At 68.6% G+C, this 1,006-nt stretch carries 1 protein-coding gene; it reads right to left on the bottom strand.

All coding sequences use genetic code 11. The annotated features are described in order from the left end of the window. Window positions 1-44: 44 nt before the first annotated feature. A partial coding sequence (locus tag U1700_RS15505; protein WP_332753548.1) for an aldo/keto reductase occupies window positions 45-1,006 on the bottom strand: 962 nt, incomplete at its 5' end.

Genomic DNA, 1,006 nt, shown 5'->3' with positions numbered 1-1,006 from the left:
GACGGCGACATTGTCGGTCGGGGTCAGCCGGATGGCGGCCACGCTCATGCACCTTCTCCGGGCAGGGGCGCGTCGGGGCGGACCAGCCCTTGGGCGCGCAAGTCCGTCCAGAAGGCGGACGGGATGGGTTCGGCGTAAAGGCGCATCGTGTCGGATACCTGTTGCGGATCGGCGATACCGGGAATGACGCTGGCGACCAGAGGATGGGCCAGCACGAAGGCGAGCGCGGCGGCGGGCAGCGAGACCTGGTGACGCGAGGCCACAGTCTCCAGCGCGCGGACCTTGGCAAGAACCGCCTCGGGCGCGGGCGCGTAGTTATAGCGCCCGGCCGCCGCACTGCCGGTCGCGAGGATCCCACTGTTATAGGGACCGCCGACCACGATCGACGTGCCGACCGCTGCGCAGGCCGGGAACAGCGCATCGAGTGCGCCCTGCTCCAACAGCGTGTAACGCCCGGCAAGCAGGATCACGTCGAACTGCGACGCCTGCATCAGGTCCAGGCAGACCTCGACCTCGTTGACGCCCAGTCCGAAGCCCGCGATCGCGCCCTGATCGCGCAAGCTCTCCAGCGCACGAAAGCCGCCGCCCGCGATCAGCTGTTCGCGATACCGCGCATCGGCCTCGCCATGCGTGACCCGGCCGATGTCATGGACGAACAGGATGTCGACGCGTGCCAGGCCCAGCCGTTGCAGGCTGTGCTCGTGGCTGCGCAGGATACCGTCATAGCTATAGTCGTAGCGCGGGCAGAACGGCATGGCGGTGTGGAAGCCGTCGCGCTCGCGGTCGTCGGTGATGCCGGAGTCCGGGTCCATCAGCCGCCCGACCTTGGTCGAGACGATGACGTCCTGCCGACCGCGTATCGCATCGCCCAGCCGCCGTTCGCTCAGGCCCCGGCCATAATGCGGGGCGGTATCGAAATAGCGGAAACCGGCCGCCAGCGCGGATCGCGGGTCAGGTCCTGGGGATAGGCGCGGCGGCTCGCATCGGCCGGATGCCAGTTGATGAG

The organism is Sphingomonas sp. RB1R13 (genome assembly GCF_036663775.1).
Classification (GTDB): domain Bacteria; phylum Pseudomonadota; class Alphaproteobacteria; order Sphingomonadales; family Sphingomonadaceae; genus Sphingomicrobium.
Note: the sequence above shows the minus strand (reverse complement) of the source record. Positions and strands in the feature narration are given on the sequence as shown.